General features: G+C 60.9%; 21 protein-coding genes, 1 pseudogene and 1 riboswitch. Of the genes and pseudogenes, 10 read left to right on the top strand and 12 right to left on the bottom strand.

What is annotated here, in order from left to right:
• From QZ638_RS12730 to QZ638_RS12700, 7 genes are all read right to left on the bottom strand, one after another.
• Positions 1 to 603 (bottom strand): glycerophosphodiester phosphodiesterase family protein (locus QZ638_RS12730; protein ID WP_295810924.1); only part of this gene is annotated, 603 nt, incomplete at its 3' end.
• A 5-nt stretch (positions 604 to 608) separates the two neighbouring features.
• On the bottom strand, positions 609 to 1,676 hold the full coding sequence (locus tag QZ638_RS12725) for an ABC transporter ATP-binding protein (protein WP_295810922.1): 1,068 nt from the start codon (positions 1,674 to 1,676) through the stop codon (positions 609 to 611).
• On the bottom strand, positions 1,673 to 2,407 hold the full coding sequence (locus QZ638_RS12720) for an ABC transporter permease (protein WP_295810920.1): 735 nt from the start codon (positions 2,405 to 2,407) through the stop codon (positions 1,673 to 1,675). Before QZ638_RS12720 ends, QZ638_RS12725 begins: the two co-directional genes overlap by 4 nt.
• Positions 2,404 to 3,306, bottom strand: coding sequence for an ABC transporter substrate-binding protein (locus QZ638_RS12715; protein WP_295810918.1), 903 nt, complete (start codon positions 3,304 to 3,306; stop codon positions 2,404 to 2,406). Before QZ638_RS12715 ends, QZ638_RS12720 begins: the two co-directional genes overlap by 4 nt.
• Before the next feature lies 1 nt (position 3,307).
• A complete protein-coding gene (locus QZ638_RS12710; RefSeq protein WP_295810916.1) occupies positions 3,308 to 4,312 on the bottom strand; it encodes a trans-aconitate 2-methyltransferase in 1,005 nt (334 codons plus the stop codon).
• Complete coding sequence (locus QZ638_RS12705; protein WP_295810913.1) at positions 4,306 to 6,384, bottom strand: TonB-dependent receptor; 2,079 nt, start codon at positions 6,382 to 6,384, stop codon at positions 4,306 to 4,308. The genes QZ638_RS12710 and QZ638_RS12705 overlap by 7 nt, the downstream gene beginning before the upstream one ends.
• An 86-nt stretch (positions 6,385 to 6,470) precedes the next feature.
• Complete coding sequence (locus QZ638_RS12700) at positions 6,471 to 7,391, bottom strand: AraC family transcriptional regulator (RefSeq protein ID WP_295810911.1); 921 nt, start codon at positions 7,389 to 7,391, stop codon at positions 6,471 to 6,473.
• 307 nt (positions 7,392 to 7,698) lie between these two features.
• On the opposite strand from QZ638_RS12700, the pseudogene QZ638_RS12695 reads away from it, so the two are divergent.
• From QZ638_RS12695 to QZ638_RS12685, 3 genes and pseudogenes are all read left to right on the top strand, one after another.
• Positions 7,699 to 7,978 (top strand): annotated as a pseudogene (locus QZ638_RS12695) (MFS transporter); the annotation flags it as partial.
• A 100-nt stretch (positions 7,979 to 8,078) separates the two neighbouring features.
• Positions 8,079 to 8,194, top strand: a riboswitch (TPP riboswitch).
• A 190-nt stretch (positions 8,195 to 8,384) separates the two neighbouring features.
• Entirely contained in the window at positions 8,385 to 8,642 is a 258-nt protein-coding gene (locus tag QZ638_RS12690) for a hypothetical protein (protein WP_295810909.1), read from the top strand.
• 250 nt (positions 8,643 to 8,892) lie between these two features.
• On the top strand, positions 8,893 to 9,711 hold the full coding sequence (locus QZ638_RS12685; RefSeq protein WP_295810907.1) for a hypothetical protein: 819 nt from the start codon (positions 8,893 to 8,895) through the stop codon (positions 9,709 to 9,711).
• Between the two features lie 53 nt (positions 9,712 to 9,764).
• Here the strand turns inward: QZ638_RS12685 and QZ638_RS12680 are convergent, their stop codons facing one another.
• On the bottom strand, positions 9,765 to 10,841 hold the full coding sequence (locus QZ638_RS12680) for an AraC family transcriptional regulator (RefSeq protein ID WP_295810904.1): 1,077 nt from the start codon (positions 10,839 to 10,841) through the stop codon (positions 9,765 to 9,767).
• 117 nt (positions 10,842 to 10,958) lie between these two features.
• Here QZ638_RS12680 and QZ638_RS12675 point away from each other — a divergent pair, with 117 nt between their 5' ends.
• From QZ638_RS12675 to QZ638_RS12645, 7 genes are all read left to right on the top strand, one after another.
• Positions 10,959 to 13,016, top strand: coding sequence for a TonB-dependent receptor (locus QZ638_RS12675; RefSeq protein WP_295810903.1), 2,058 nt, complete (start codon positions 10,959 to 10,961; stop codon positions 13,014 to 13,016).
• Positions 13,017 to 13,045: 29 nt separating this feature from the next.
• On the top strand, positions 13,046 to 14,278 hold the full coding sequence (locus QZ638_RS12670) for an MFS transporter (RefSeq protein WP_295810900.1): 1,233 nt from the start codon (positions 13,046 to 13,048) through the stop codon (positions 14,276 to 14,278).
• Between the two features lie 73 nt (positions 14,279 to 14,351).
• A complete protein-coding gene (locus tag QZ638_RS12665) occupies positions 14,352 to 16,169 on the top strand; it encodes an ABC transporter ATP-binding protein (RefSeq protein ID WP_295810897.1) in 1,818 nt (605 codons plus the stop codon).
• Positions 16,166 to 17,950, top strand: coding sequence for an ABC transporter ATP-binding protein (locus tag QZ638_RS12660; protein WP_295810895.1), 1,785 nt, complete (start codon positions 16,166 to 16,168; stop codon positions 17,948 to 17,950). The genes QZ638_RS12665 and QZ638_RS12660 overlap by 4 nt, the downstream gene beginning before the upstream one ends.
• Positions 17,951 to 18,034: 84 nt before the next feature.
• Positions 18,035 to 18,784, top strand: coding sequence for a LuxR family transcriptional regulator (locus QZ638_RS12655; protein ID WP_295810893.1), 750 nt, complete (start codon positions 18,035 to 18,037; stop codon positions 18,782 to 18,784).
• Positions 18,785 to 18,867: 83 nt separating this feature from the next.
• Entirely contained in the window at positions 18,868 to 19,527 is a 660-nt protein-coding gene (locus QZ638_RS12650; protein WP_295810891.1) for an acyl-homoserine-lactone synthase, read from the top strand.
• A gap of 293 nt (positions 19,528 to 19,820) precedes the next feature.
• Complete coding sequence (locus QZ638_RS12645) at positions 19,821 to 20,159, top strand: transcriptional repressor TraM (protein WP_295810888.1); 339 nt, start codon at positions 19,821 to 19,823, stop codon at positions 20,157 to 20,159.
• A 14-nt stretch (positions 20,160 to 20,173) separates the two neighbouring features.
• Here the strand turns inward: QZ638_RS12645 and QZ638_RS12640 are convergent, their stop codons facing one another.
• The 4 genes from QZ638_RS12640 to trbG form a co-directional block, all read right to left on the bottom strand.
• Positions 20,174 to 20,878, bottom strand: a complete 705-nt coding sequence (locus tag QZ638_RS12640; protein ID WP_295810885.1) for an autoinducer binding domain-containing protein — start codon at positions 20,876 to 20,878, stop codon at positions 20,174 to 20,176.
• Positions 20,879 to 20,958: 80 nt separating this feature from the next.
• The gene (trbI, locus tag QZ638_RS12635; protein ID WP_295810882.1) at positions 20,959 to 22,260 is read right to left on the bottom strand and encodes an IncP-type conjugal transfer protein TrbI; all 1,302 of its coding nucleotides are present in this window, start codon (positions 22,258 to 22,260) and stop codon (positions 20,959 to 20,961) included.
• Entirely contained in the window at positions 22,257 to 22,724 is a 468-nt protein-coding gene (gene trbH, locus QZ638_RS12630; protein ID WP_295810879.1) for a conjugal transfer protein TrbH, read from the bottom strand. Before trbH ends, trbI begins: the two co-directional genes overlap by 4 nt.
• Before the next feature lie 3 nt (positions 22,725 to 22,727).
• Positions 22,728 to 23,328, bottom strand: a 601-nt coding sequence (gene trbG, locus QZ638_RS12625; protein ID WP_295810878.1) for a P-type conjugative transfer protein TrbG, incomplete at its 5' end; no start/stop codon positions are given.

The raw sequence follows: 23,328 nt of genomic DNA, 5'->3' as shown, positions 1-23,328 counted from the left end.
TTGCATTCGGGCCAGAAGCGCGGGGGTCACCAGATCCTGGGGACGGTCGCCGCCACGTTCCCAGCACAGATGAGCGATGTCTGCGCCCGATTGTTCGGCGCGCTCGAATGGGTCGGCGCCAAGCGGCACCAGTATCGAGACAGGAAAGGGGCAGTCGGCCGCGACCATGTCGCGGACTTCGTCGACGCTGAAACTGCCCAGTCCGGCGCGGGAGCAATTGGTGGCCTGCAGGCGCGACAAGACAATGCGCCCGGCGCCGACGGCCTTGATCTCGATATAGAGGGCCTGGTCGAGATCCCTTGCCAGAGAGATCACCTCATCAAGGGTCGGCAGGTCGGGTGCAACCTGGCGGATCTCGGCCAGGCGCATCTGTGCGATCGTTCCCGGAACACCAAAGATGCGTTCCAACCCGGCATCATGGCAGACGACCGGTTGGCCATCGGCAGTCAGCTGCACGTCGATTTCCCACATGTCGGCGCCAAGGGCGGCGGCCACGCGGAAGGCCTGCAGCGTGTTTTCCGTCGCGTGCTGGGAAGCGCCGCGATGGGCAATGCAGAGTGGGCGGCCGTCCGGCCGGGCCGGAAAGGGAATTGTGTTGCGCATGATGCCTAAACCGCCTGCCCCGAGGCGTCGAAGGCAAGCAGTTTTTCCGCGTCGAGCGGCCAGGCGACCATGTGGCCGAGCGCCACATCCTCGCGCGCAGGCTGGATCGAGCGCAGTACGACGCCATCCTCAAGGGTGACGTCGAACAGGGTTTCGCGGCCCTGTGGTTCGACAAAGGTGATGGTGCCCGCGACCTGACTTGCACCGACGGCGCCGAAATGTTCCGGGCGGACGCCCAGGCTCAGTGGCGTATTGCCGGGCGTATTGGCCAGACGCGACGGTAGAGGCAGTCCGGCACCACCATTGACGATGAAGCGGCCGTCGCCGCTGGACTTGCCTTCGAGCATGACGATGGGCGGATTGCCCAGGAACCCGGCCACGAATTTGTTGACCGGGGCACGATACATGTCAGTGGGTGTCGCGATCTGCAGGATTTCGCCCTTGTTCATGATGGCAATGCGATCGCACATCGACATGGCTTCGACCTGGTCATGGGTCACCAAAATGGCGGTAATGCCGGTTTCGAGCTGGATGCGGCGGATTTCCGAGCGCATTTCCAGGCGCAACTTGGCATCGAGATTGGCCAGTGGCTCATCAAGCAGCAAGACGTCGGGCTTGCGCACCAGCGCCCTGGCGAGGGCGACCCGTTGCTGCTGGCCACCGGAAAGCTGAGCCGGTCGGCGGGCCAGCAATTCCTCGATGTGAGTCAGTTCGGCAATGGCGCGCACCTCGCGTTCGATCTCGGCCTTGTCGTCGCCGCGCACCTCAAGCGGGAAGGCGATGTTTTCGGCCACGGTCAGATGCGGATAGAGTGCATAGTTCTGGAACACGAAAGCGATGTCCCGCTCGGCCGCGCGCAGATTCTGCACCGGAGTGCCATCGACCAGAATGTCTCCGGAATCGATGTCCTCAAGCCCGGCGATCATCCGCATCAGACTGGTTTTCCCGGAACCGCTCGGACCGGTGAGACGAAGATTGTCGCCTTTGCGGATGGTCAGCGAGAGATCGCTGAACACGGGTTCGCAGCGGCCTGGAAACTGCAAACCGGCTTTCTCGGCGGCGAAAAGGATCATGACCGTTTCCTTTCTCGCAAGAGAGAGGTCAACCCGGCTTCGGCCAGACCGATCAGGGCAAGAATTATCAGGACAAGGGCGAAAAGGCGGTCGGTTTGCAACCAGCTCTGCGCCGACTGCACCGCTGACCCCAGCCCTTCGGCACCCGACAGCAGCTCGGTCAGAAGAGTAACGCGCAGTGCATTCGCAAGCGCGATGCGCAGGGCGGGGCCGAGCGCCGTCCATACGGCCGGCAACACGATGCGGTGAAGTCGGCGCGCCGCCGGAACGCGGAAAACGCGCGCCATTTCGGCAAGCTGCCTGTCGATGGCCGACATGCCTTCAGCCGTGGCAAGCTGAAACACAGGCAGCAGCAGCGCTGCCACGGTCAGGATGACCGTCACGGTTCCGCCATCGAACCAGAGGATGCAGAGTATGGCGAGGATCGGTGCCGGCATCCCCATCAGGATCAGGCGCAGCGGTGCAAAAAATGCCGAGACGGCCGGCCAGCGCCAGCCAAGCAGGCCGAGCGGTGCGCCGACTGCAAAGGCCAGCGCCAGCCCCGCAGCCGCCCGGCCAAGACTGGGCAGAAGCGTTTCGGTCCAGAACGTCCGCTCGCTGAGGATGGTGCCAAGCGCCTTTGCCACGGCAATGGGACCGGGCAGGATCGCGGGCAGGCTTTCGCGCGCGGCAAAGGCCCAGAGCGCGACCAGCCCCGCAAGACCCGCCAGAAAGGCGAGACGCCGCATCATCGTCCGTAGAAGTCTGGGCCGGGCAGTGCGCCGCCAATGGCGGCGGGCTCGATGCTCATTATCTCGGCAAAAAAGGCCGCCAGCACACCCTGCCGTTCAGGGATGGGCAGGTCCAGCGCCCTGATCCTCGAAAAGCCCGCCCTCGCGCGGGCCATATGCGGAAAATGCAGGGAAAGCAGGTCTGCGGCGTTGCCGGGGTTCGCTGCAAGGGCGTGGAAAGCGGCAAGATAGGCTCCCCGGATCTGCGGATTGTTCTCAAATGCGTCGTTCACGACGACCACACCTGCGGGCGGGCAATCGGTCAACTCAGTCGCATCGCGCCAGAGCGTGCAGAGGTCGGCCTTGCGGCCAAGGGCGGCATCCTGCGTCAGAGCAAGGGTCGCCATCGGCTCCGCGAGCAGCGCCGTATCGACACGCCCGGCGATGAGAAGCTGCATCCCGGCGACAGGGTTGCCGGTGTAATGCGGCTGCCAGCTCTCGGAGCCAGGTTGCGCGATGCGTCGCATCATCAAGTCGGGCAGATATCCCTTGAAGGGCAGGGCGAGGGAAGCGCCTTCCAGATCGCCGAGGCGAGCGACTGGCGCGCCGCGACCGACGATGGAGATACTGCCTTCGGTGACGGTGGCCGACATGACACGCAGTCCGATTCCGCTGGCGGCGAAGATCGACGCCGTCGGCGATGGCGCAACCGCCATTGCCGGCTGGTCCGACATTATCGTCTTGCGCAATTCCTCCGGGCTGCCCCATGGGCGGAAGATGAAGGTAACGTCATCGACCGGCTGGCTTTCCGCAAGTGCGATCAGCGGCGCGCTTTCCCAGATGGGTGGGCCGGTGAGGACAATCTCTGCGGCCTGAACTTGCAGGGGCAAGAGCGCAACGATCAGGGCGAGAACGCGCATGTCAGGCCTCCTTGCGGGCAGCGTCGAGCCGGAAATGCCCGAATGGCGTGGAAAGGGTCTGCGATGTGGGCCTTGTCAGCCCGGCATCGGCCATGGCTCCGGCAATCTCGCCGTCACAGAAAGACACATCGCCGTGGCGCAGCGCAGGCAGCAGGCGGCCGATCACATGCTCGGACGGACCGGTGCGGTTTCCGGTCAGCGCTTCATGAAAACTGACCAGAACCCCGCCGGGAGCCAGACGCTCCACAAGGCGCGCGATCAGCGCATTCAGGCCGCTATCGTGGAAATAGAGGGTCATCGAACACCAGATGATGTCGAAGCGGTTTTCCGGCAGGCTGTCATTGTAGTTGCCCGGCACGATGGAAATCGGCAGATCCGATGCTTCCTGCGCGATCCGTTCTGCAACCGGCGGCAGCTCGAAGAGCGTGACGGCAAGGTCCGGGCGCAGCGAGAGGAGCCGGCGCGCGAGAACGGCCGATCCCGGTCCGATCTCCAGAAAAGACCGGGCGTCGGGCCACTCCGGCAGGGCGGTGAGGGCAGGCCCCACCACATCGGCGGCAATCGCGCGATGAAAGGCTGCAAGCGACCGGTGGCTGGCATCCCAGTGCGCGTCGTCAAAGAGGCGCGGTCCAGCCGGTTGCGCCGTGCCGGCAATCAAGGCGTCGAGATTTTCGAGACCCGCATGGCGCGTCTGCGCCATGCTGCGGAAAGTCTCGGTCATGGCATGCGGCCCCCCGGCTGTCACAAATGGCAGGATCGCAGGGGCCGTGCGATATTGCTTTTCTTCATGTTCCATCCAGCCGGAAGCAACCAGCGCCCGCAGCGCCAGTGCGAGAGATTTCGGCGGAAGGTCCATCTTCTGACCAAGGGTCTCCACCGTTATGGGGCTCTGGCAGAGATTGAAGACCTCGCTTTCAAGCGCCCATTTCAGAAGGGCAAAGCGGATCGGCCCTTCAAGCGTTTCCAGAAGCCGCCGCGCACCGGCCTGTTGTTCCGCCGTTACCATGTCGTCCGCCAGTTCACCCCGAACGTGCGGGGACTGCCATCTTCCACCACAACGCCGCGCATCGTGTTTGCCGCCGCGCTGTAGTATTCCTGATCGAGAAGGTTCTTCGCCCAGAGCGTCAGGTCTCCGCTGCCGAATTTCCGGGATATCTCGGCATCGACGGTGACGAAACCATCCTGCTTCACGCTGTTTGCCGGGTCGAACCAATAGCTGCCGGAACCATGCAGGCTGACGCGGCCGCTCCAGACGTCGCCGCGATGCGCCAGCGCCAGCCCCCAGGTGATGTCGGGCGCCATCGGCAGGGCGTTGCCCGACCAGTCTACGGGCACCAATGTTCTGGCCGAAGGGTTCATCGAGGTGGTGCGGAAGGTTGTCGCCCGCGCCCTCTGCCAGCCGGCATTCGCGGCGATTTCCCACCCATGTCCCAGAGGTGCGACCAACTCGGCTTCAATGCCGTAGCTTTTCGCTTCGCCAGCATTCGAGATGAACTGGGCGGCACCGGGAATGGTCTCGGTGATCTGCTTGTCCTTCACGGTGGTGTGGAAGGCGGCGAGGTTGAGAACCGCACCATTGGCAAACTCGTGCTTCAGTCCCAGTTCCGCGTTCCAGCTGTATTCGGCATCGTAGGTCAGGCTGGCCGCACTGTTTGCGAAACCGTAATTGTAGCCGGCGGGCATATAGCCGCGCGCATAGCTCGCGTGGATCGTCGTTGCGTCGGAAAGGTCATAGGCTGCGGTGAATTTCGGCAGAAGGGCGGTCGATGTGTCGCTGCCCGCATAATGCAGGTTTGCCATTGGCGAGGTGAAACGCTGCCACGCATCCGAGGCTATGTGATCCACCCTGAGGCCCGCGCCGACGCGGAAGCGCTCGTTGAGGGCGTACTCGGAAAAACCATAGAGTGCCGCGCCCTTCTGGTCGATTTCCGTGTGGCGGTCGGTCGACATGGCGCCGAGGTTGAAATCGGCCTTCGTGCTCTGGCTGAACACGTTGACGCCCAGTGTCCATTTCAGCGGACCTTCACCGGTCGAGGTCAGACGGATTTCCTGCGAAACGGTTCGGTCGCGAACATCCATCTCCGTCACGCCGAGCGGCAGGGGGGAGGCGTCGAAGTCCAGCTCGAACTCCCGGTCGAACGTGGTGAAGCCGGTGATTGCCGTCAGGTCGAAACCATCGAAACTGTGGCCGTATTCAAGCGCATTGATGCTGCTGCGCCGGGTTTCCCAGGACGGATCGGAATAAACGCTTTCATAGCGCCCCGTCGCGAATGGGCCGGAAACATAGCGGAACTGCTCCTTGTTGAGCTTCTGATCCTCGCCCACGGTGGTCAGCTTGAGATAGCCGCTGTCGCCCACATCCCACTGGACACCGAGGAAGCCGGTCGCGCGCTGGTTCCTGCCACCATCGTCCGCGCCCGTCACCGGGTTCCGGATCACGCCGGGGTCGCGGGCGAATTCCAGACCGAGTGAAATTGCCGGGCCGCGTTCTGCCTGCCCCGACCAGATGACCGAGCCGTTGCCACCAAATGGCGATGCTCCCGCATCCGAGCCGGACAGGCCGAGATTGACTTCTCCACCTTCGCGGCTGCCGGGGGCGATTGTGTCGAATGTCAGCAGGCCGGCTTCCGAGTTGCGCCCGAATGTGGTGCCCTGCGGCCCTTTGAGAAGCGTCACGTTCCCGGCGCCGAAAAAGTGCGGTAGCTGGATTGTGCCCATGGGCAGGGGAACGCCGTTCACCATATAGCCGACCGGGTCGGACAGCGCGTTGTCGAAGGCCGACATGCCGCGAACGACCAGTCGCTTCTGGGAGTTGGCGCGCTGGAAAACCGTGTTGGCGGAGCGGGCGGCCATCGCATCGAGGTCGGGAGACACCGGCGCTGCAAGCACATCTTCGGGCAGCACCGTTGCCGTTGCGGGCGCTTTGCGCGCAAGCTCTTCCCAGTGGTTCGCGAAAATGGTGATCTCGCCCAGATGGGTCGTGCCGTCCTCGGCTCCTGCATGAACCGGCAGCAGAACGCCGGTCAGAGCCGTCGTCAGGCTGAAAAGCACGACGCGTGAAATGTGAATGCGGGACATTGATGGCCTCCTTTGCCGGAAGCCGTGCCACGAACCGCCTGGGAAAACTTGTAACCGCCGAAAACACGCTTGCGTTTTGCGAAGGGTCAGCCGTTTTTGTTGCCTCGGCGACGCCATTCGCTCGCCGTCACGCCGAACCGTTTGCGAAACGCGTTGGAGAGATGGCTGGCATCGGCAAACCCGCATGTCGCCGCGATGTCCGTGAAGCTGCGGTCGGTGTGGCGTATCATCTGCTCGGCGGTTTCGATCCGCAGCATTCGCAGCCGCTCGAAAACCGTCATACCGGTTTCCGCCCGGAAAACATGGTTCAGCGTTACGTGGCTCATGCCGGCGGCCCGCTCCAGCTCCGGCATCGTTATCGTGTCCGCCATCCGTTCGGACAGGAGCGCGGTGATCCGGCTGACCAGAAGGGTGCGATGATCGGCCACGACACTTGAGCCGGGACAGGCTGAAAGCTCTTCGAGCGCGTGGCCGACAAGAGCGAGGCACTGACCCTCCTTGCGCAAAAGCGCGGCCGGGTCGCAGCGCTCGTCCAGCAGCATGTCCAGTTCGGCCCGTCCCGGTACGGGGAGGCGCAGACGTCGCAGCGGGCGCGTGGCGGGCAGGGATTGTTCGAATTGATCGGAAAGGGCGGGGTCGAGGCGTGATAATGCTAGGGCAATGACGATGTTCGAACAGCCTTCGCCTTTCTCCACGATCCGTTGCAGCGGTTTTCCGCCGGTGCGGATGATCCAGGCCTGACCACCGCCGATCTCATGCGCCGTGCCGTTCTGACCTACAAGCTGCATCCGGCCCGAGAGATTGAAGGTCAAAAGCAGTTCGCCCTCCGGGCGGCGGATAATGTCGTCCTGCCGCATGTCCGTTGAGAAGTGGCTGCACGCCAGCACGAGCCCGGCCGTGATCCGCCGCACATCGACATGGGTTTTGGGGGGCAGGCTCGGCAGAGTGACAGAGGCGGTTCTACCTGTCTCGACGGGCGTAAAGCGATGCGGTTCGATCAGGTTCATGTATATATCCAGCGCAATTACCGGAGTAGCCCGCAGAAACCAAAGTTTCAAAAGCGATTGGCCGGTGTTCTTGGAGATTACGCTGGCAGATCAGGCTGGCTTCCTAACTCTTAGCAATTTCACCTCGAGTTGCAAGGTATGGTCGATTGGCTGGCAATCTGTCCGGGCTGCGCCAGTTGAACGGCCTGACGGGAAGGATGAAAACGATCAGAGGCGGATCGCCAGTCTGCTGTTCTCGTATTTCGTCGGTAATATCTCTGTTTAAGACTTCTTCGCCTCGGGTTGGCGCTACCCGTTCTTCGTCGCCTTCGCGCCGCAGCTTCTCGATGCCGGAACCATCGACGAAGTGGTGTTCATGATCCTCGGCTTCATCCTGCTTGGGGTTTCCTTCGGCCAGTACTCCGGGGTGGTCGCATTCGCGTTCTCGCGCAGATACCGCTACACCGGATCGGTCATCACCAATGATCTGGCCTGGCTGTTCGGAGCCGGATCCGCGCCGCTGGCGGCGCTGCTTTTGTCGGCCCATTTCGGCCGGCGCCTATCTTCTGTCGGGCGCGCTGCTGACGCTTCTCGCCCTGTGGCTCAACGTTCACTTCGCCACCACCAGCAACAAGGCGGCCGAGGACCGACGATTCTTCCGGAAAACGGCTGAACGTGGTGACACTGCCAGCCGATTTGTCTATTGATGAAAGCACCAAGGGGAGTCCCGGCAAGGGGCTGAGATACTGCTGGCATCATAAGCGCGGTGACCCTTCGAACCTGATCCGGATCATGCCGGCGAAGGGATGGGAACGGAAAACCTGCCTTTTGCCGGCCTCTTAGCGGGGCCTACCATGACAGAACATATCGGTCTCGCAGCCAGCCAAGAAAGGGCAGCGTCATGACCGAACGTTTCACCGAAACACTGAAGAACGCGAGCGAACCGACCTGGAGCGAGGCGGTTGGCACCGGTTTGTCCGGGAGCTTCACGACGGCAGCGTTTCCGACAAGGTGATGGCCTCCTATCTGGTTCAGGACCATCGTTTTCTCGACAGCTTCCTGACCATGCTGGGCGCGGCCATCGCCACGGCCGACACATTCGAGGCGCGGCTGCGCTTCGGCCGCTTCGCCGGCATGGTCTCCGGAGAGGAGAACACCTGTCCGTCTTCAGGGGTTTTGAGCAGTCGGCGGTCTGATCAAGTGGAGGCTCTGGCCCATCAGGGTTTTCACGTTAAGCGGCTGCCTTGCGATGCAGCAAGCGTCGTTGGTTGATGGTATCGCGTTTGATCCTTTCCCTTATCTACAGGATGGTCTGGTCGCGGCCGTCGTGCTGCTCGGCCTGGTAGCCTGGTAGCCTGGTAGCCTGGTTCTGGATCAGCTTCGCCATGATGCCGCCTCGAAACGGATTCGGGCAGGCCGCTGGCATGGCCGCGGTCAATATCCTGCGCTACGCCATGGTGGTGTCGGTCCTGGCCGGCATCGGGATCAAGGCCGCCCTGCTATCTCGCCGGAAGCGCGGCCGATGAAATCAGGAACCCTGGCGACCGGCCTTTTGGTGATGACCGGTGCGGTCACTCTGCATGCTGCGGCCGAAACGGCATTGATTGATCTGCCGCGCCATGTTCGCAGCACGATTGCCGCCATGAAGCCAAAACTGCACGCCCGGTTTTCCGAGCTGACGCATGTCACGCCCAACGTGTCCGAGGCGGTGCTGTCGATGAACGCGACGGATTGGACGCCAGAGAGGAAACGCAAGGCAGCAGAAGCCACGCAGGCCATTTTGGCGATACCGGTAAGCATGGTTTCCCCGGACAACAGCAGCGTCTATGTTCCCGATGGCAATGGAGGCCGAATGACACTCAACATCGACAGTGCGATCAAACTGATCGGGCATTCGTCGGATCACCCTGGCCTGGACACACTGTTGAACGATGCAGGTATCGAGAAGCGGCCGGACGACAACGATTTTGCCTCGATGCAGATCGAGACAGATAACGGCGCGGTGGTGCTCCAGTTTACTGCAGTCTATCAGGACAATTATGGCCCGCCCCACAGTGAGGGGCCGATAACCCTGGAAGACGTGACAGTTCAGAACCGGCGCTTTGAAGAGGGGATTGGCCCGTTCACCGGCACCCTCCCCTTGGGACTCCGGCTTGATATGACGCAAGGCGAGATCATTGAGCTATTGGGCGAACCGACATCGAGCATGGAATTCCTGGGTGGGTTCTTCCTGACCTATGACGGTCTGCTCCCCGACCTGACCATGAATATCAGGTTGGACCTGGAAAGCCAGATCATTCATTTCGTCCGCTTTATGCCGGTGGAAATCTCAACGGATTGAATGCCAGGATACAGATTGCTGCACAACTGAACGGCAGAACCCAAGCGTTGCTGCTAAGGTTGGCGCAATCTGTCAGGCGCTTCTTCGGACGTGCATGCGGAACATGTCTTTCCGGACGCGGTAGTTTTGCTCGGCAGAACGCCGAATTGCTTTCGAAATGCCGCTGAGAAATGACTGAGATTCGTATACCCCAATTCTGTAGCGACCTCCGTCACGGAGGTGCCCAGCGTGATCAATCTGTGACGCGCAAGCTGCATACGTTCGTGCTGGAACAAACCATAGGGGCTCGTTCCAAATAACCTGCGGAACCCACGGGTAAGCGTGGGAGCACTCAACCCGGCCTCTCGTGCGAGGTCGGGGATGAGCGGCGGCGTGCTCAGATCCGCCAGCAAAAGGTCTCTGGCGCGCATAAGCCGCTGCCTCAGCATTGGTGACACGCCGTCCAACGGCACGGTTCCTCTGCTCTCAAGGAACAGGCCGATGATGGACATGGCCTGCGCTTGGAGCCAGAGAGGGTGGCGGGGCGTTGCATTGGAACCGACGCACCATGTGGAGAGTATCCGGGTCAGGCTGTGAATGGTGGCGCAGAGCTCTCCACCGCGATGACCATCCAGAACACCGCCATGCAAAACGAGGTTACGCAGCTCGCAGTCTCCGTCCTGAACCCAATCAGCAAACAGGGTAGGGTGCAACATGACGGTCAGGTTTTCCAACCATCCCTGCTGCCGGTAAATGCCTTTGCGACCGGGGCAATACTGGATTGAGCCGACATTGCTGCGCACCGGAATTTCCTGACCTGGCGCATCGCAAAAAGACCGCGTCGCGTGACCGCTCATCCCAGTCGTGAAGCTGAGGCAGATGCGATCACTGTCGTCCAGCAGGGGGATTTCGATCCCTTTTGAGAATCCGCCAGCCCAATAGAACGCCTCGACGCCATCCTGCAGGCCAAGCGCTGTTGCATGGAAACGATCGCTTTGCGCCGATTGAAACAGGCCGGTATCGCGCATCGCCCGCGATACCGGCACGAAGCGAGGTTCCAGAGAAGAGGAAATAGCGATCTGAACCCCCAAAAGTAAAACATGATAGATTGTATCAGGTTTTATATTGATCGAAATCGGGCAGCGGTTCAAGGCGGGAGGTGCTGGATTGCGCCGAACTGCATCAAGGGGGTTCCGTTGTCCATGCGTTTTGACGCTTCCATTATCTGCGCGCGCCGCTCCGTGCGCTTCTTCACCCTGACTTGTCTCTTGTCGACCGTTGCGCCGGTGAGTTTGCTTGCGCAAGATGCCCAGACGGCGGCTGATCCCGATGTAACCGTTCTGGACCCGATCACCATCGAAGGTCTTGGCGAAGTTTCAGGTTCGGCGTCGATCCTTGAACAGGAGGATATCGAAGAGGGGCGCCTGGCGAACTTCGAAGACGTTCTGCGGTCGGTGCCGGGGATCGACATCAACTCTTCCGGCGGGACCAACCTTTCGACGATCTATATCCGAGGCGTTGGTTCACTCTATCCGATGAGCCTCGACGACAGCGCCGCCACTTTCACACTGGATGGCAGCCCGCTCAGTGCACGGGACATCTCCCTTGGAACACTGGATGTCGAACGGATTGAGGTGCTCAAGGGGCCGCAAGGCACGAAGTCGTCCGCCGCCGCCCTGGCCGGTACGATGAATGTCATCACCGCAAAGCCGACACGTCATCTTGAAGGCTATGTGCGTGGCGAATTCGGGCAGGAAGGTCAGTATTTGTCGGAAATGGCAATCGGAGGCCCGCTGACACCGAGCCTGAGCGGTCGCATGGCAGTGCGCTACTCGGGAAGTGAACATTGGGTAGAAAACCTGCAAACGGGTGATGCTGTCAGCGCCCCCAAAGATCTTGCCCTCCGCGGCTCCCTGCTGTGGGAAGGCGAGAATGGCACGTCGGCGCTGCTTACCTATGAGAAGCAGAAGGTCGAAGCTTTGCCCAATCTGCTCATGCTGCGGCCCTACACCGATCCGCCCGTTCTCGATCTGACACCCGGACTCTACGATCAGGTGGAAAAAAACGTGGATCGAGGGTCGCTGCAAATCACCCATGATTTTGGAGAGACCAGGATCACCTCGCTGACGTCCTATTTATCGGGAGACAACACGGAGGTGGCCGCTTACGATAAGATTCTCTATGAGGCCATGAACGGCGTGCCAGGCGAATTCTGGAACATAGATCAGGCGCGCGAGAAAGTGTTCAATCAGGATTTGCGCTGGTCTTCCAATCCGGGATCTTCGGTTGACTGGGTTATCGGCGCGGCCGTGGAACATTTCAAAGGGGCCTACGATACCCCTCGCAACACCTATGGTTCGTCCAGTGCTTCCTATCGTGATTTCAAAAGCGAACACTACGCCGTCTATGGCGATGTTGGGGTTCCGATCGGGCAATCGTTCGTACTGACGGCAGGGCTGCGGCACACCTGGACACGACAGTGGTATGACGGCACTTATCATGGTGGTGGCACCTCTGTTAGCGAGAGCCGTTCCCGTAGCGAAGATTTCTGGACCGGACAGCTCGGTCTCTCGTGGCACGTCACGCCTTCCACGACCTTGCATGCCAAAATCGCGCGCGGCCACTCGCCTGGTGGATATAACATTTACGCGACCCAGCCGGCCGACAGTGAACCGTATCGCGGCGCCACAAACGACATGCTCGAGATCGGGTTCGACAGCAGTCTGGCTGGCGGAGCTTTCGAAGTCAGCGGCGCGCTGTTCGCAAACCGCGTCAAGGACAACCACCTGCTGAGCTACGACTCCTCCACCTATGTCGTCAGTGCATTGAATGCCGATACGCGCAGCTGGGGCGCAGAACTCCAGGGTACCTGGCATGCCGACAATGGCCTCTCCCTGAGCGCAGGCCTGAGCTATGTCGATGCAACGATCAGATCGGATGTGCTCGGCATCGGTGATGGCGATGTTCTGGCAGGCAACAGGGTGCCTGACGTTGCAAGATGGAGTGCAAATCTCTCCGCAAGCTATAGCAGAAACCTTCCTGCGTTCCTCGGGCTAACTGACCCCGTGTTGAATACGCGCCTCGACTACCGTTTCGTTGGCGCGCGCCCGGCTGATCCGCAAAACCATTTTGATCTCGACCCTTATCACAAGGTCGATCTGCGTGTCGGGCTTACACAAGGGCGGACGGAACTCTATCTCGCCGCCGAGAATCTCCTTGATGAGCAGATCGAACTGTACGGCTATCACGCGTTGGCCAGCAACGTCAGCTATGGCGGAATTGCCCGCGGTCGAACCTTCAGTCTCGGCCTCACGCACAGATTCTGATCATGGAGACAGGCAATGTGTGCCCATCAATGGACGCGGCTTCTGCCATGCCTGCCGCGACGGGACGGTCCGAATGGCTGCTTCTGGCAAGCCTCTATTCGACTCAATATCTGGGGCTGAACTTCTTTGTCATCGCACTTGTCGCGATCCTCAGAGCCGAAGGTGCCGGACTCGAAACACTTGGTCTGGTGTATCTGCTTGGGTTGGTTTGGCCGCTGAAGCTTTTTTGGGCGCCGCTCATCGACAGAATACGGTTTCCCAGGTTCGGCCATTATCGCGGCTGGCTTTTGCTGACACAGTCCCTGCTTGTGGCGACGCTGCTTGCCATCGGACAATTCAGCGTCGTTGACGATTTCGCGATCGTCTACGCACTTTGCTTTGCGGTGGCGCTGATTGCGTCCACTCAGGATATCGCGGTCGACGGCCTTGCGTGCCGTCTCCTGCAGCCAGAGCAGCGCGGACTTGGAAACGGCCTGCAAGTGGCTGGCGGTCTGATCGGTAATCTCCTCGGCGGCGGTCTCATGCTGATGATGTTCCCGCATATCGGATGGGCCGGATGCATGGCCGCACTGGCAGGGCTGACGGCGATATCCCTGTTCCAGCTTATTGTGTTCCATGAGCCATCATGGCCGGAGACCACCGCCCGCACAGCGAGAGGGCTCTACCGTCGTGCCTACGATTTCTGGCGCAAGCCTGGGCGAGGACCCTGGCTGATGCTTCTGATATTGGTTCCGGCAGCAAGCGGCATGGCCTACTCTGTCGTGACGCCGCTTTTGGTCGACCGTGGCTGGGGGCCGGGTGAGCTTGGATTGACGGTCAATGTCTTCGGTTCGATTGCCGGGCTGGCTGCAGCACTCGCGACCGGCTGGTGGATTGGCAAGACAACACGCAGAAACGCTCTGTTGCAGGGCGTGGTCGTCCAGATCGGGGCGGCGCTGTCGATCTTGCCGCTCGTTATGGGCCTGGGCGGAGATGGTATAGCGATCATCTCGGTCATATCGTACTTCCTGCTCTACAATCCGGCGGCAGCGGTTATGTCGACGCTGATGATGGATCGTGCAGCGGTGGAAAGCCCGGCCACTGACTTCACCCTCCAGTTCTCGATCTACCAGTTCGCCGCCATCGCCGCGATGGCACTCGGTGCCTATCTGGCGGGCGCACTCGGCTATGCCGGGCTCGGGTTCGCTGCGACTGCGGCGGCAGTTCTTGCTGCCTTTCTGGCGTGGATCTTCCGAACCGACACCACGGGAACTTCAGCTTAACAGCATCGCGTTTCAGAGCTCCGCGCGCGGCGCTTGAAAACAGGTCATTTCAGCAATTGCCCAGGAGGTCGTCATGGTTGTCACGGAACTGCCTGGTGGGGCATCACCGCAAAACACCGTTGAGAGCCCGGACTACTTCTCGAATTTGAAGCTGTTGTTGCGCCACGGTGAAGGGACAGGCGCGATTCTGGCGACCTCCGCCTTTCTGGCCACCATTGCGGTCGTTCTTGAACTGGTGCCGGTCTGGGTGGTCTGGCGGCTTGTGACGGCATTGATCGAAGGAGGCGCAAATCATGCGCTGTTCGCAAGCCATGCGATTATGGCGCTCGCTGCCGTGGTCGTGGGTCACCTGCTTATGGCGGTGGCCATGGGGCTTTCGCATGTCGCGGCGTTTCGTCTTATCCACGCCCTGCGCCTTACACTTGCACGTCATCTCGCGCGCTTGCCGATGGGGTGGTTTGCCGACCGCCGCTCAGGCGGTGCAAAGAAGCTAATCGTGGATGAGCCTGAGCGGATGGAAGTTCTGGTCGCTCACGGCCTGCCGGAGGGCGTTTCTTCGGTTGCTACCTGGTTTGCAGTGACATTCTGGCTATTTGCTGTCGATTGGCGAATGGCGTTGGCCTCGATCCTGCTCACGCCAAACGCATTCGTGTTGATCTTTATCGCAATGGGCCGGTCCGGGCGCATGGTTGCGCGCTACCAGAAGCTCTCTGAACGGTTGAACGGTGCCATCGTGGAATACCTCGCCGGCATGCCGGTGGTGAAAATCTTCAACCGGACTGGCGAGGCGCTATCGGACACGGTTTTGACGGTGAAGGACTATGCCGCGGTTGAAACCGAGATGGGAAGGCAGTTTGTGCCACTTGGCGCGTTGTTCTACACGCTGGTGGTTGCCAACATCACCATCATCCTGCCAGCGGGCATGGGCATGATGGCCTTGGGCTGGATCGACCTTCCGACGCTCGCATTCTTCATCATCCTTGGTACGAACTACAGCCAGCCGCTCCTGAAACTGTTCAACCTGTTTCACATGATAGCCCATATCTCCATGGCCTCGACGCTGATCGACACCGTGCTGGAGACCCCCGAACAATCCGACACGAAGAAGCGCATGACGTTGCAGCATCACGAGGTCGCTTTCGAAGATGTGCGCTTCGGTTATAGCAACCACGATGTATTGCACGGTGTCAGCTTCACCGCCCGTGACGGAGCGATGACTGCGCTGGTGGGACCGTCCGGTTCGGGCAAATCGACCGCAGCTTCCCTCATCCCGCGATTGTATGACGTGCGCTCCGGTCGGATTACACTTGGCGGCGTCGATGTGCGTGAGATGAGCTTGGAACAGCTTATGGAAGAGATCGCCTTCGTCTTCCAGGACACCTTTCTCTTCGCAGGCACGATCGCCGACAACATTCGCTTCGGCAAGGCAGATGCGAGCGAGGCACAACTGCATGCGGCTGCCCGCGCCGCCCGCGCTCACGACTTCATCATGTGCTTGCCGGAGGGTTACGATACGAAGCTAGGCGAGAGCGGCGCCTCGCTTTCAGGCGGCGAACGCCAGCGTATCGCCATCGCCCGCGCGATCCTGAAGGATGCCCCGGTCATCGTTCTCGACGAGGCAACCGCATTCGCCGATCCCGACAGTGAAGCCGCAATCCAGGAGGCACTGAGCGAACTGTCGCGGGACCGTACGCTGATTGTCGTGGCGCATCGGTTGCACACCATCCTCAGTGCTGATCGAATCGTAGTCCTGGATGACGGCAGCGTCGCTGAAGAAGGGCGGCACGAAGAACTCGTTGCGCGAGGCGAGCGTTATGCGCGCCTTTGGACTGACTACACGGCGACCCAGACGATACCGCTGCGCCGGGTGAAGTTGGAGACGGCACAATGAGCGTGATCGATACGCCGGAAACACTGCCGGAAAGCCGCTCCGATATCGAAAGCCTCCGCCGGGCCTGGAACCTCGCCGGGCCGCTGAAGGGGCAAGTGGCGCGTGGTGTCGGTTTCCGCTTTCTGCAAAGCATGATGCTCGGATTGAGCTACGGCGTGGTTGTTTGGGTCGTTGTTCAACTCGCCGAGGGGCGTGAACTGACAGGCTCCTGGATCGCGCAGGCAACGGGACTGATGGCGTTATCGCTCGCAGGCCAGCTTGCATTCGGCTATCTCGCCGTCCGCAATTCCTGGCTCTCGTCCTACGAAGTGGCAGGGCACCTGCGGTTGCGCATTCTGGAGAAGCTCCGTCGCCTGCCATTGGGCGTCCATCAGGGGCGTCATCGTGGTGACACGGTCACTGTTCTGACAAGCGACATGCAGATGCTGGAAAGTTTCTTTTCCGACGGATTGCCGCGCATTGCACAAGCTATCGGCCTGCCTGTATCGATTTTCGTCGTCCTTCTCGTTCGCGATTGGGTTGTGGCTCTCGCCATGGCCGTGTCCGTCGTGCTGGCACTTCCGGTGTTCATGGGATCGTCGCGACGGCTATCGAAACTCGGTATCAAGCGGCAGGATATTCAGGCTGAAGCCGGTGCGCGTATGATCGAATTCGTACAGGGGCTTGCGGTCATCCGCGCCTTCAACCGCCTGGGACAGGGGCAGGAAAGTTTTCGCCGCGCCATCGATGATTTCCGTGACATTTCGATCCGAATGGTCGTCCAGTTGACCATGCCGATCGCGCTTTTCGGGATGATCGTGATGTTGGGCGTGCCGCTGGTGATCTGGACTATCGGACTGCGTGTGGAAAGCGGACTTATGGATATGGGCACGGCAATCACCGCGCTCATTCTGTTGTTTTCGATGTACGGACCGTTGCTCGCGCTGCTCAGCGTGATGGAATCGGTTCGCATGGCTGACGCCTCTTTGATCCGAATGGACCGAATTCTTGTTGCGCCGGATCAACCGCAGGCAGCCGACCAGATTCCGCAAGGATATGATCTGCGTTTCGATGGCGTTGGCTTCGCCTATGATCCACAACGGCCTGTGTTGCGTGATATTTCCTTCACTGTTCCTGAGCGCACCATGACGGCTATCGTCGGTCCGTCTGGTTCTGGCAAAAGCACGATCCTGAACCTCATTCCCCGCTTCTGGGATGTAGACACAGGCAGCCTCACCATCGGCGGCGCGGAAGTTCGACGTATCGATGAGGCGCGACTGGCCGAGCTGGTGACGGTGGTGTTTCAGGATGTCTATCTCTTCGCCGGCACGATCCGCGACAATGTCGCGATGGGCAAATCCGGTGCGAGCGCAGCGGAGATCGAGGAAGCGGCACGGGCTGCGCAGGCGCATGACTTTATCGTACGATTGCCGAACGGCTACGATACACAGGTGGGAGAGAGTGGTGCAGCACTCTCCGGCGGAGAGCGGCAGCGCATTGCTATCGCTCGCGCAATCCTGAAGGATGCACCGATTGTGCTGATGGACGAGGCGACGGCTGCCATTGACCCAACCAATGAACGCTTGATTCAGGCCGCGCTGGCACGCCTGGTTGAGGGTCGCACCCTAATCGTGGTGGCGCACAAATTGTCCACGATACAGGCTGCCGATCAGATACTGGTACTCGACGAGGGGCGGATTGTGGAAAGCGGCGTCCACGGGGAGTTGTTGAGCAAAGCCGGTCTCTATGCACGACTGTGGAACCATCGCGTGAGAGCTATGAATTGGCAGCTAAGCCGTTGAGTACGCTAGGTTAGAACTGTACGGCCTCTCTCGATATGGTCAGAATACTTCCCGCAGTGCCGCTCTGTGGAAGGGGTTTTAGGTATGATTTTGCAAGGTCTGCTTTCTGATAATGTACAATTGACCGAGCTGCTATCCAGACTTGAAAGCATCGCAGATGGGGCAGAGTTGGTTGCATTTATGGAGTTTTTGGTCGACGCCTACGATTTGAAGACCTGCGCCTACTTGGGCTTTGACGTAACTGCGCGGCCCGAACAAGAGCCTTACTTGGCGGTGACCTATACACAAGAGTGGATCGAGCACTACAAAGCCCAACAGTACGTCAATATCGACCCTGCTGTGCACATTGGTATGCGACGCATACTACCAACTGATTGGGAAAACTTCGATTTACGGAGCGATGATGTGCGACGTCTGTTCGGGGATGCCATCGAGTTTGGACTTGGTCGCCACGGCATTTCACTGCCCGTTCATGGTCAGCATTGTGACAAGGCGCTGGTTTCAATCACTTGTGACGCCGGAATCTTGGAATGGCGTCATCGACGCCTCCAGTATATGCGCGATTTCCAGATGCTTGCCCTTTACATTCATCAAGCGGTATTACGATTGGAAGGCCGGGTTGTCGAGCAGATGAGATTGTCGCCGCGCGAGCGTGAGTGCCTACAATGGGCCGGCGAAGGCAAGACGGCGTGGGAAACCGCCGTCATTCTAGGTCTGTCGGAGCGTACGGTACGCTGCTATCTAGAGGGCGCCCGCTACAAACTCGGTGCGGCCAATAACGCACATGCGGTCAACAAGGCCGGCAAGACTAGTCTGCTCAGCCAACTTCCGTAAATCCGGCAGTTTCACCGGATTCCTGGACCTTTTCATGGGATCTAGTTGCTACAGCGTTTTCAACAAACGCAAGGAGCAACACCATGATCACCATCGTCGAAGGCGCGGACCGGGACCATCACCCCACCCTGCTCGATGAGATGTTTCGGATGCGGGCGGTAGTCTTCGCCGACCGGCTCGAATGGGACGTCAGCGTGACCGATGGCCGGGAAATCGACCGTTTCGATGCCGAAGATCCCCTCTACCTGCTGTCGCTCGACGACCGGACCGGAACACTCCAGGGCGCGGTGCGGCTGCTGCCGACCACAGGTCCGAACATGTTGCGGGATGTCTTCCCGGTTCTTGTGCCGGGAGGTGCGCCGGCGAGCCCCCTCATCTGGGAAAGCTCCCGGTTCGCCGTGAACCCTGCCGCGTTCAACGAATGCGAACGCGTGGAAGCCAACCATGTCGTTAACCGCACGACGATCGAACTTCTGTGCGGTATCGTCGAAGTCTCCCAGCGCGCCGGCATCGAGCACGTTGTGTCCGTCTTCGACGCGCGAATGGCGCGGATCTTTCGCACAATCGATTGCGCCTTCGAGGTCATCGGAATCCCGACCCGTATCGGCAGGACAATGAGCTACGCCGGCGTATTCGACATGTCAGACGCCATGCGCGAGCGATTGGGGGAAGCCGGCAGGCTTCTCGCCCCAGTCCTGACAGGCGTGGAGCCGCAGCGGATTCCGGACCTCCGCCACGCCTGATTTTCCCTCGCTTTTGTCACATGGTTCTCTGGTCGACGCGGCAACCATGTCCTATAAGTGTCCCGAGGCGGTACGCGCCGCCTTGGGGCTTAGAAACCCCTGCTCACCGGTTGGTGTTGGCCGTGATAGCACCAAAGGATCCTCTGGCCATTGGCCGGGGGCCTGCGACGTATGTCCAGGCGCCTCGGTGCTAAAGGTCGCAGGGCCGTGTGAGCACGGTTTCTAACCCCCGGCTTGGGGTCGAGATCTTATCGTTCGCGGGGGCGCACCGCGAACCAAGCCGCAGGGATTGCATGCGAACGAAAACAGACGTCGACATCGGACCCGAACGGGCGGCGACATCCAGTGTCATCAAGGCTCTCCTCGCCGACCTGATCGAATACGAACTGGAGCAGGTGGCCATCGCGGTCATCCGGGAAAACAGGAACCGGCTGCAGGAGGCCCAGGAGCTTTTCGAGGAGATTGGCCGACTTGAAGCTGCCAGTCCGACGGACGAGCAATTGGGCCAACTGAGGCACGATTACCGTATCGCGATGCTCAATCTTCATTCGCATCATCAGGTCGTCAGCCTGGTGGTAGAACGTCTCGGATTCGTGCCCGAGGTCGACGGGCAACGCGCTGCGCTCAATTAGCCGGCTTTGTCGGACTAGATCAGTCCGATTCGTGTGGCAATTGTACCTGCCTGCCGGTTGTTCGCGGCCCCGAGCTTGCTTGTCGCCTCATCGATATAGGACCGCACCGAGCGATACGAGATATCCAGCATGAGCGCGATGTCGGCCATCGACATCCCCTCGGCGAACCAGCGCAGGCATTCGGCCTCCCGTGGTGAGAGCCGGATGCCGGATGCTAGCGATGCGTCGCTGGTCGCGGAGCCGAGCCGGGAGTGCACAAAAGCGACCGCGACCGCAGCGGTGACCGGATCGATGTCCTCACTCAGCTTCGAGACAGGCCGTCCGCTCGCAAGCGTAAACACCATGCGGTCCCTGAACCCGACAGGAATCGAGATCGAGATCCCGGACCTGATGCCGAACCGATCGGCCTCGACGAAGAACTTGATCACGTCCCGCCGTCCGCGGCGCCTCGCCTCATCCGCCGACCATGCAAAGAGCGGAGGTCCGTGCTTTGCCTTGGTGACGACCGGATCAACCCGGATGAACTCCCGTTGCACATAGAGCTCCTGCCACGCGCGCGGATAGTTGGAGACCGCGAAGCTCTCCGGACCACGAAGATAGAGGTAGGCGTAGAAGTCGAACCCGGCGTCATCCGCGAAATCCCGTAACGACCGGCGGGCCGCACGCTCGTCAAGCGGCAGCGAAAGCCTGTCGATGAGATTGAGCAGATTGGCGTTCAAGGGCGGGCGGGTCCAATGGCAAGCCCCGCGACAGAAGGCGACCCTTCTGCACGGAGTGTTGAAATCGAAGTGGGTCATCGCTACCGATAAGACCCGGGGAAGACGATGTCCTGGTCGACCAGGACGTTGAAGCGGTAGCCGGGACGTATCTCGAGTGTTGGCTGGATATCGAGGTCGCGCGAGACCGTCTGCTCGGAGATTTGGCCGAAGGTTTCGGCAAAAGAGCGCCTGGCGGCGTCCTCGGCGCTATCGGCCGTGCCCAAGCTGTTGCGGTCCTGTGGCAGCATCATTTCCGTCCCGGCCCCGATCAGAGCGACCAGGATCGCCGAGCCGAACGTGCGCAGATAATGGTTGTCGACCTGGTCCCGGAACCCGCCATAGCCAGCCGCATCGGTCCCCGCCATGCCGCCGATCTCAAGCGACGATCCGCTCGGAAAGATGAGGTCGGTCCAGATGATGAGCACGCCGTCCTGCCCGAACGTGATCTCGGAATCGTAGCGGCCGAAGAGTTTCGATCCTTGCGGGATGAGAAGATGCCGGCCCGTCGCGCTGTCGTAGACATTCTGCGAGACCTGAGCCGTGATCCGCCCGGGAAGATCGGAATTGATGCCCGTGATGAGCGTTGCCGGGATGACCGACCCGCGCTTGAGCTCATAGGGCGAGATTTGTCCCACGACCGGATTCGGAAGGTACCCGAGATCCCGGATGTCCTGACTGAAGAAGCGCTCCTTGGCCGCCTGCCCGTTCGCGTCCGTGGCACCGCCCACCCCCGCCTCCATGGCGGCGGCGTAGAGATCGAGCCCGCTCTGCGGCCGGCCAGCCGTCGCTTGCGGGTCGCCAGGCGCCGCGGCAATGCCGTCGGTGCTGTCAGCCGAAAGGTCGCGTAGCGAAACGGCAATCGGGGAATCGAACGCCGCGTCATTGGCTTGATAGCGCGCCATGCGCTGACGGTGCAGCTCCCGCATGAGCTGTTCTTCTTGCTCTCGCTCGAGGCGCGCGCGCCATATCTCTTCGGGCTCCAACGCCGTCTGTTGCTGTTCGGCCGTGGACGCATCCGGTGGCTCCGGCATGAACGGGTTTTCCTCTGGCTCCGCCGGCTCGCTCGGGATCCGTTGCGGCTGCGGTTGCACCGGTTCGCCGATGATGCCGTCCGGGACACCCTCCTTGAGCTGGTCGGCATGCGTCGAGGCCGGACGCGAACCTGGTGTGAACCCCAGGTCATCGTCGCCCAGGCGGAGACCGCGCGACGACAGGCCATAGAAAATCGCGGCAAGGAAAAGCACCACAAGCACGATCGCCACGACGATCGGCAGGCGATTGAGGCGGCGAATTCTCGGCCCGCCAGAGAGATCGGAGCCGCCAAGCTTGAGACTCCCGGTCATGACGGCTCGCTTTCCTCGCGCTGCATGATCGAAAGTGGCGAGATCGGCGTCGCTCCCTCCTCGCCCAACTGGTACATGCGTGTGAGGTCCAGTGCCTGGGTCGACAACCTGACCAGGATGCTGCCCTCGTACGCATCGACGACATAGGCGAGAGCAACGGTATTCGTGCCCTCCGTCACCTGATCGGTCGCAACAGCGTAGCCCCAACCCCTCAGCGAGGACTCGAGCGCTTCGCCGAAGATGGAGCCGTCAGGCTTGAGCTGGATCGTCGTGGTACCGGGACCGACCTGTTCGGCAAGCCGCCCGACCATCTCCCCGGCGATCGAGGACGCCGCCTCCGGGGTGAGCTGTGCGGTCGCCGAACTCGTAACCAGACCCGAACCGCCGAGTGTCTGGCACCCGGCCAGCAGCGCAGCGAACAGGACGACGATCAACAAGCGAGCATGGAACAATGGAATGTGCATCCCCTACCCTCCCCGCCTGATCGTGATTTTCTCCTGGCCGCGCCCGACGCCCGAGACGAGGATCGCGCTGTCGATGTAATAGTCGACCACCATCATGGTGCCGTTCATGCGGTAGTTGACGATCCGGTTCTCGCCGCCGGAAACCACGAACAGCACCGGCGCATCCTGGCCCGACAACGACGACGGAAACTGGATGTAGGTTTTCTGGCCGTCGCTGTAGATCCTAGTTGGCCGCCATCTCGCCGTTCCGCTCACACGGAAAGAGAAATTGAGCTGCTCGGCCGGCACGCCGGCGCCGGGCACGATGCTCGCCTCCATGTGCGCGGCAATCTCGGCGAAGCGCGCATTGACGTCTTCAGGATATTCGAAGCCGACCCGAGCCATGTAATTCGAGTGATGGGACTTGAGCTGGATGTGATAGGTGCGCCGCGAGGTCGTCACCACCATCGATGTGACGAGGCCGGTTTCCGAAGGCTTGACGATCAGATGCACCGCCTGGCTGCCGGGCGCGCCCGACGTCGCCGGTTCGACCTTCCAGCGCACAGTGTCGCCGAGCAGCACGTCGCGCACGATTTCGCCCGGCTGGAGTTCGATGTCGCACACC

Origin of the sequence: uncultured Nitratireductor sp. (genome assembly GCF_913053745.1) — a bacterium.
Taxonomy (GTDB): domain Bacteria; phylum Pseudomonadota; class Alphaproteobacteria; order Rhizobiales; family Rhizobiaceae; genus Nitratireductor.
Note: the sequence above shows the minus strand (reverse complement) of the source record. Positions and strands in the feature narration are given on the sequence as shown.

Coding starts and splice junctions, on each gene's coding strand:
- QZ638_RS12725 (WP_295810922.1), bottom strand. CDS start 1,676: ATGATCCTTTTCGCCGCCGAGAAAGCCGGTTTGCAGTTTCCAGGCCGC.
- QZ638_RS12720 (WP_295810920.1), bottom strand. CDS start 2,407: ATGATGCGGCGTCTCGCCTTTCTGGCGGGTCTTGCGGGGCTGGTCGCG.
- QZ638_RS12715 (WP_295810918.1), bottom strand. CDS start 3,306: ATGCGCGTTCTCGCCCTGATCGTTGCGCTCTTGCCCCTGCAAGTTCAG.
- QZ638_RS12710 (WP_295810916.1), bottom strand. CDS start 4,312: ATGGTAACGGCGGAACAACAGGCCGGTGCGCGGCGGCTTCTGGAAACG.
- QZ638_RS12705 (WP_295810913.1), bottom strand. CDS start 6,384: ATGTCCCGCATTCACATTTCACGCGTCGTGCTTTTCAGCCTGACGACG.
- QZ638_RS12700 (WP_295810911.1), bottom strand. CDS start 7,391: ATGAACCTGATCGAACCGCATCGCTTTACGCCCGTCGAGACAGGTAGA.
- QZ638_RS12690 (WP_295810909.1), top strand. CDS start 8,385: ATGGCCTCCTATCTGGTTCAGGACCATCGTTTTCTCGACAGCTTCCTG.
- QZ638_RS12685 (WP_295810907.1), top strand. CDS start 8,893: ATGAAATCAGGAACCCTGGCGACCGGCCTTTTGGTGATGACCGGTGCG.
- QZ638_RS12670 (WP_295810900.1), top strand. CDS start 13,046: ATGGACGCGGCTTCTGCCATGCCTGCCGCGACGGGACGGTCCGAATGG.
- QZ638_RS12665 (WP_295810897.1), top strand. CDS start 14,352: ATGGTTGTCACGGAACTGCCTGGTGGGGCATCACCGCAAAACACCGTT.
- QZ638_RS12660 (WP_295810895.1), top strand. CDS start 16,166: ATGAGCGTGATCGATACGCCGGAAACACTGCCGGAAAGCCGCTCCGAT.
- QZ638_RS12655 (WP_295810893.1), top strand. CDS start 18,035: ATGATTTTGCAAGGTCTGCTTTCTGATAATGTACAATTGACCGAGCTG.
- QZ638_RS12650 (WP_295810891.1), top strand. CDS start 18,868: ATGATCACCATCGTCGAAGGCGCGGACCGGGACCATCACCCCACCCTG.
- QZ638_RS12645 (WP_295810888.1), top strand. CDS start 19,821: ATGCGAACGAAAACAGACGTCGACATCGGACCCGAACGGGCGGCGACA.
- trbI (WP_295810882.1), bottom strand. CDS start 22,260: ATGACCGGGAGTCTCAAGCTTGGCGGCTCCGATCTCTCTGGCGGGCCG.
- trbH (WP_295810879.1), bottom strand. CDS start 22,724: ATGCACATTCCATTGTTCCATGCTCGCTTGTTGATCGTCGTCCTGTTC.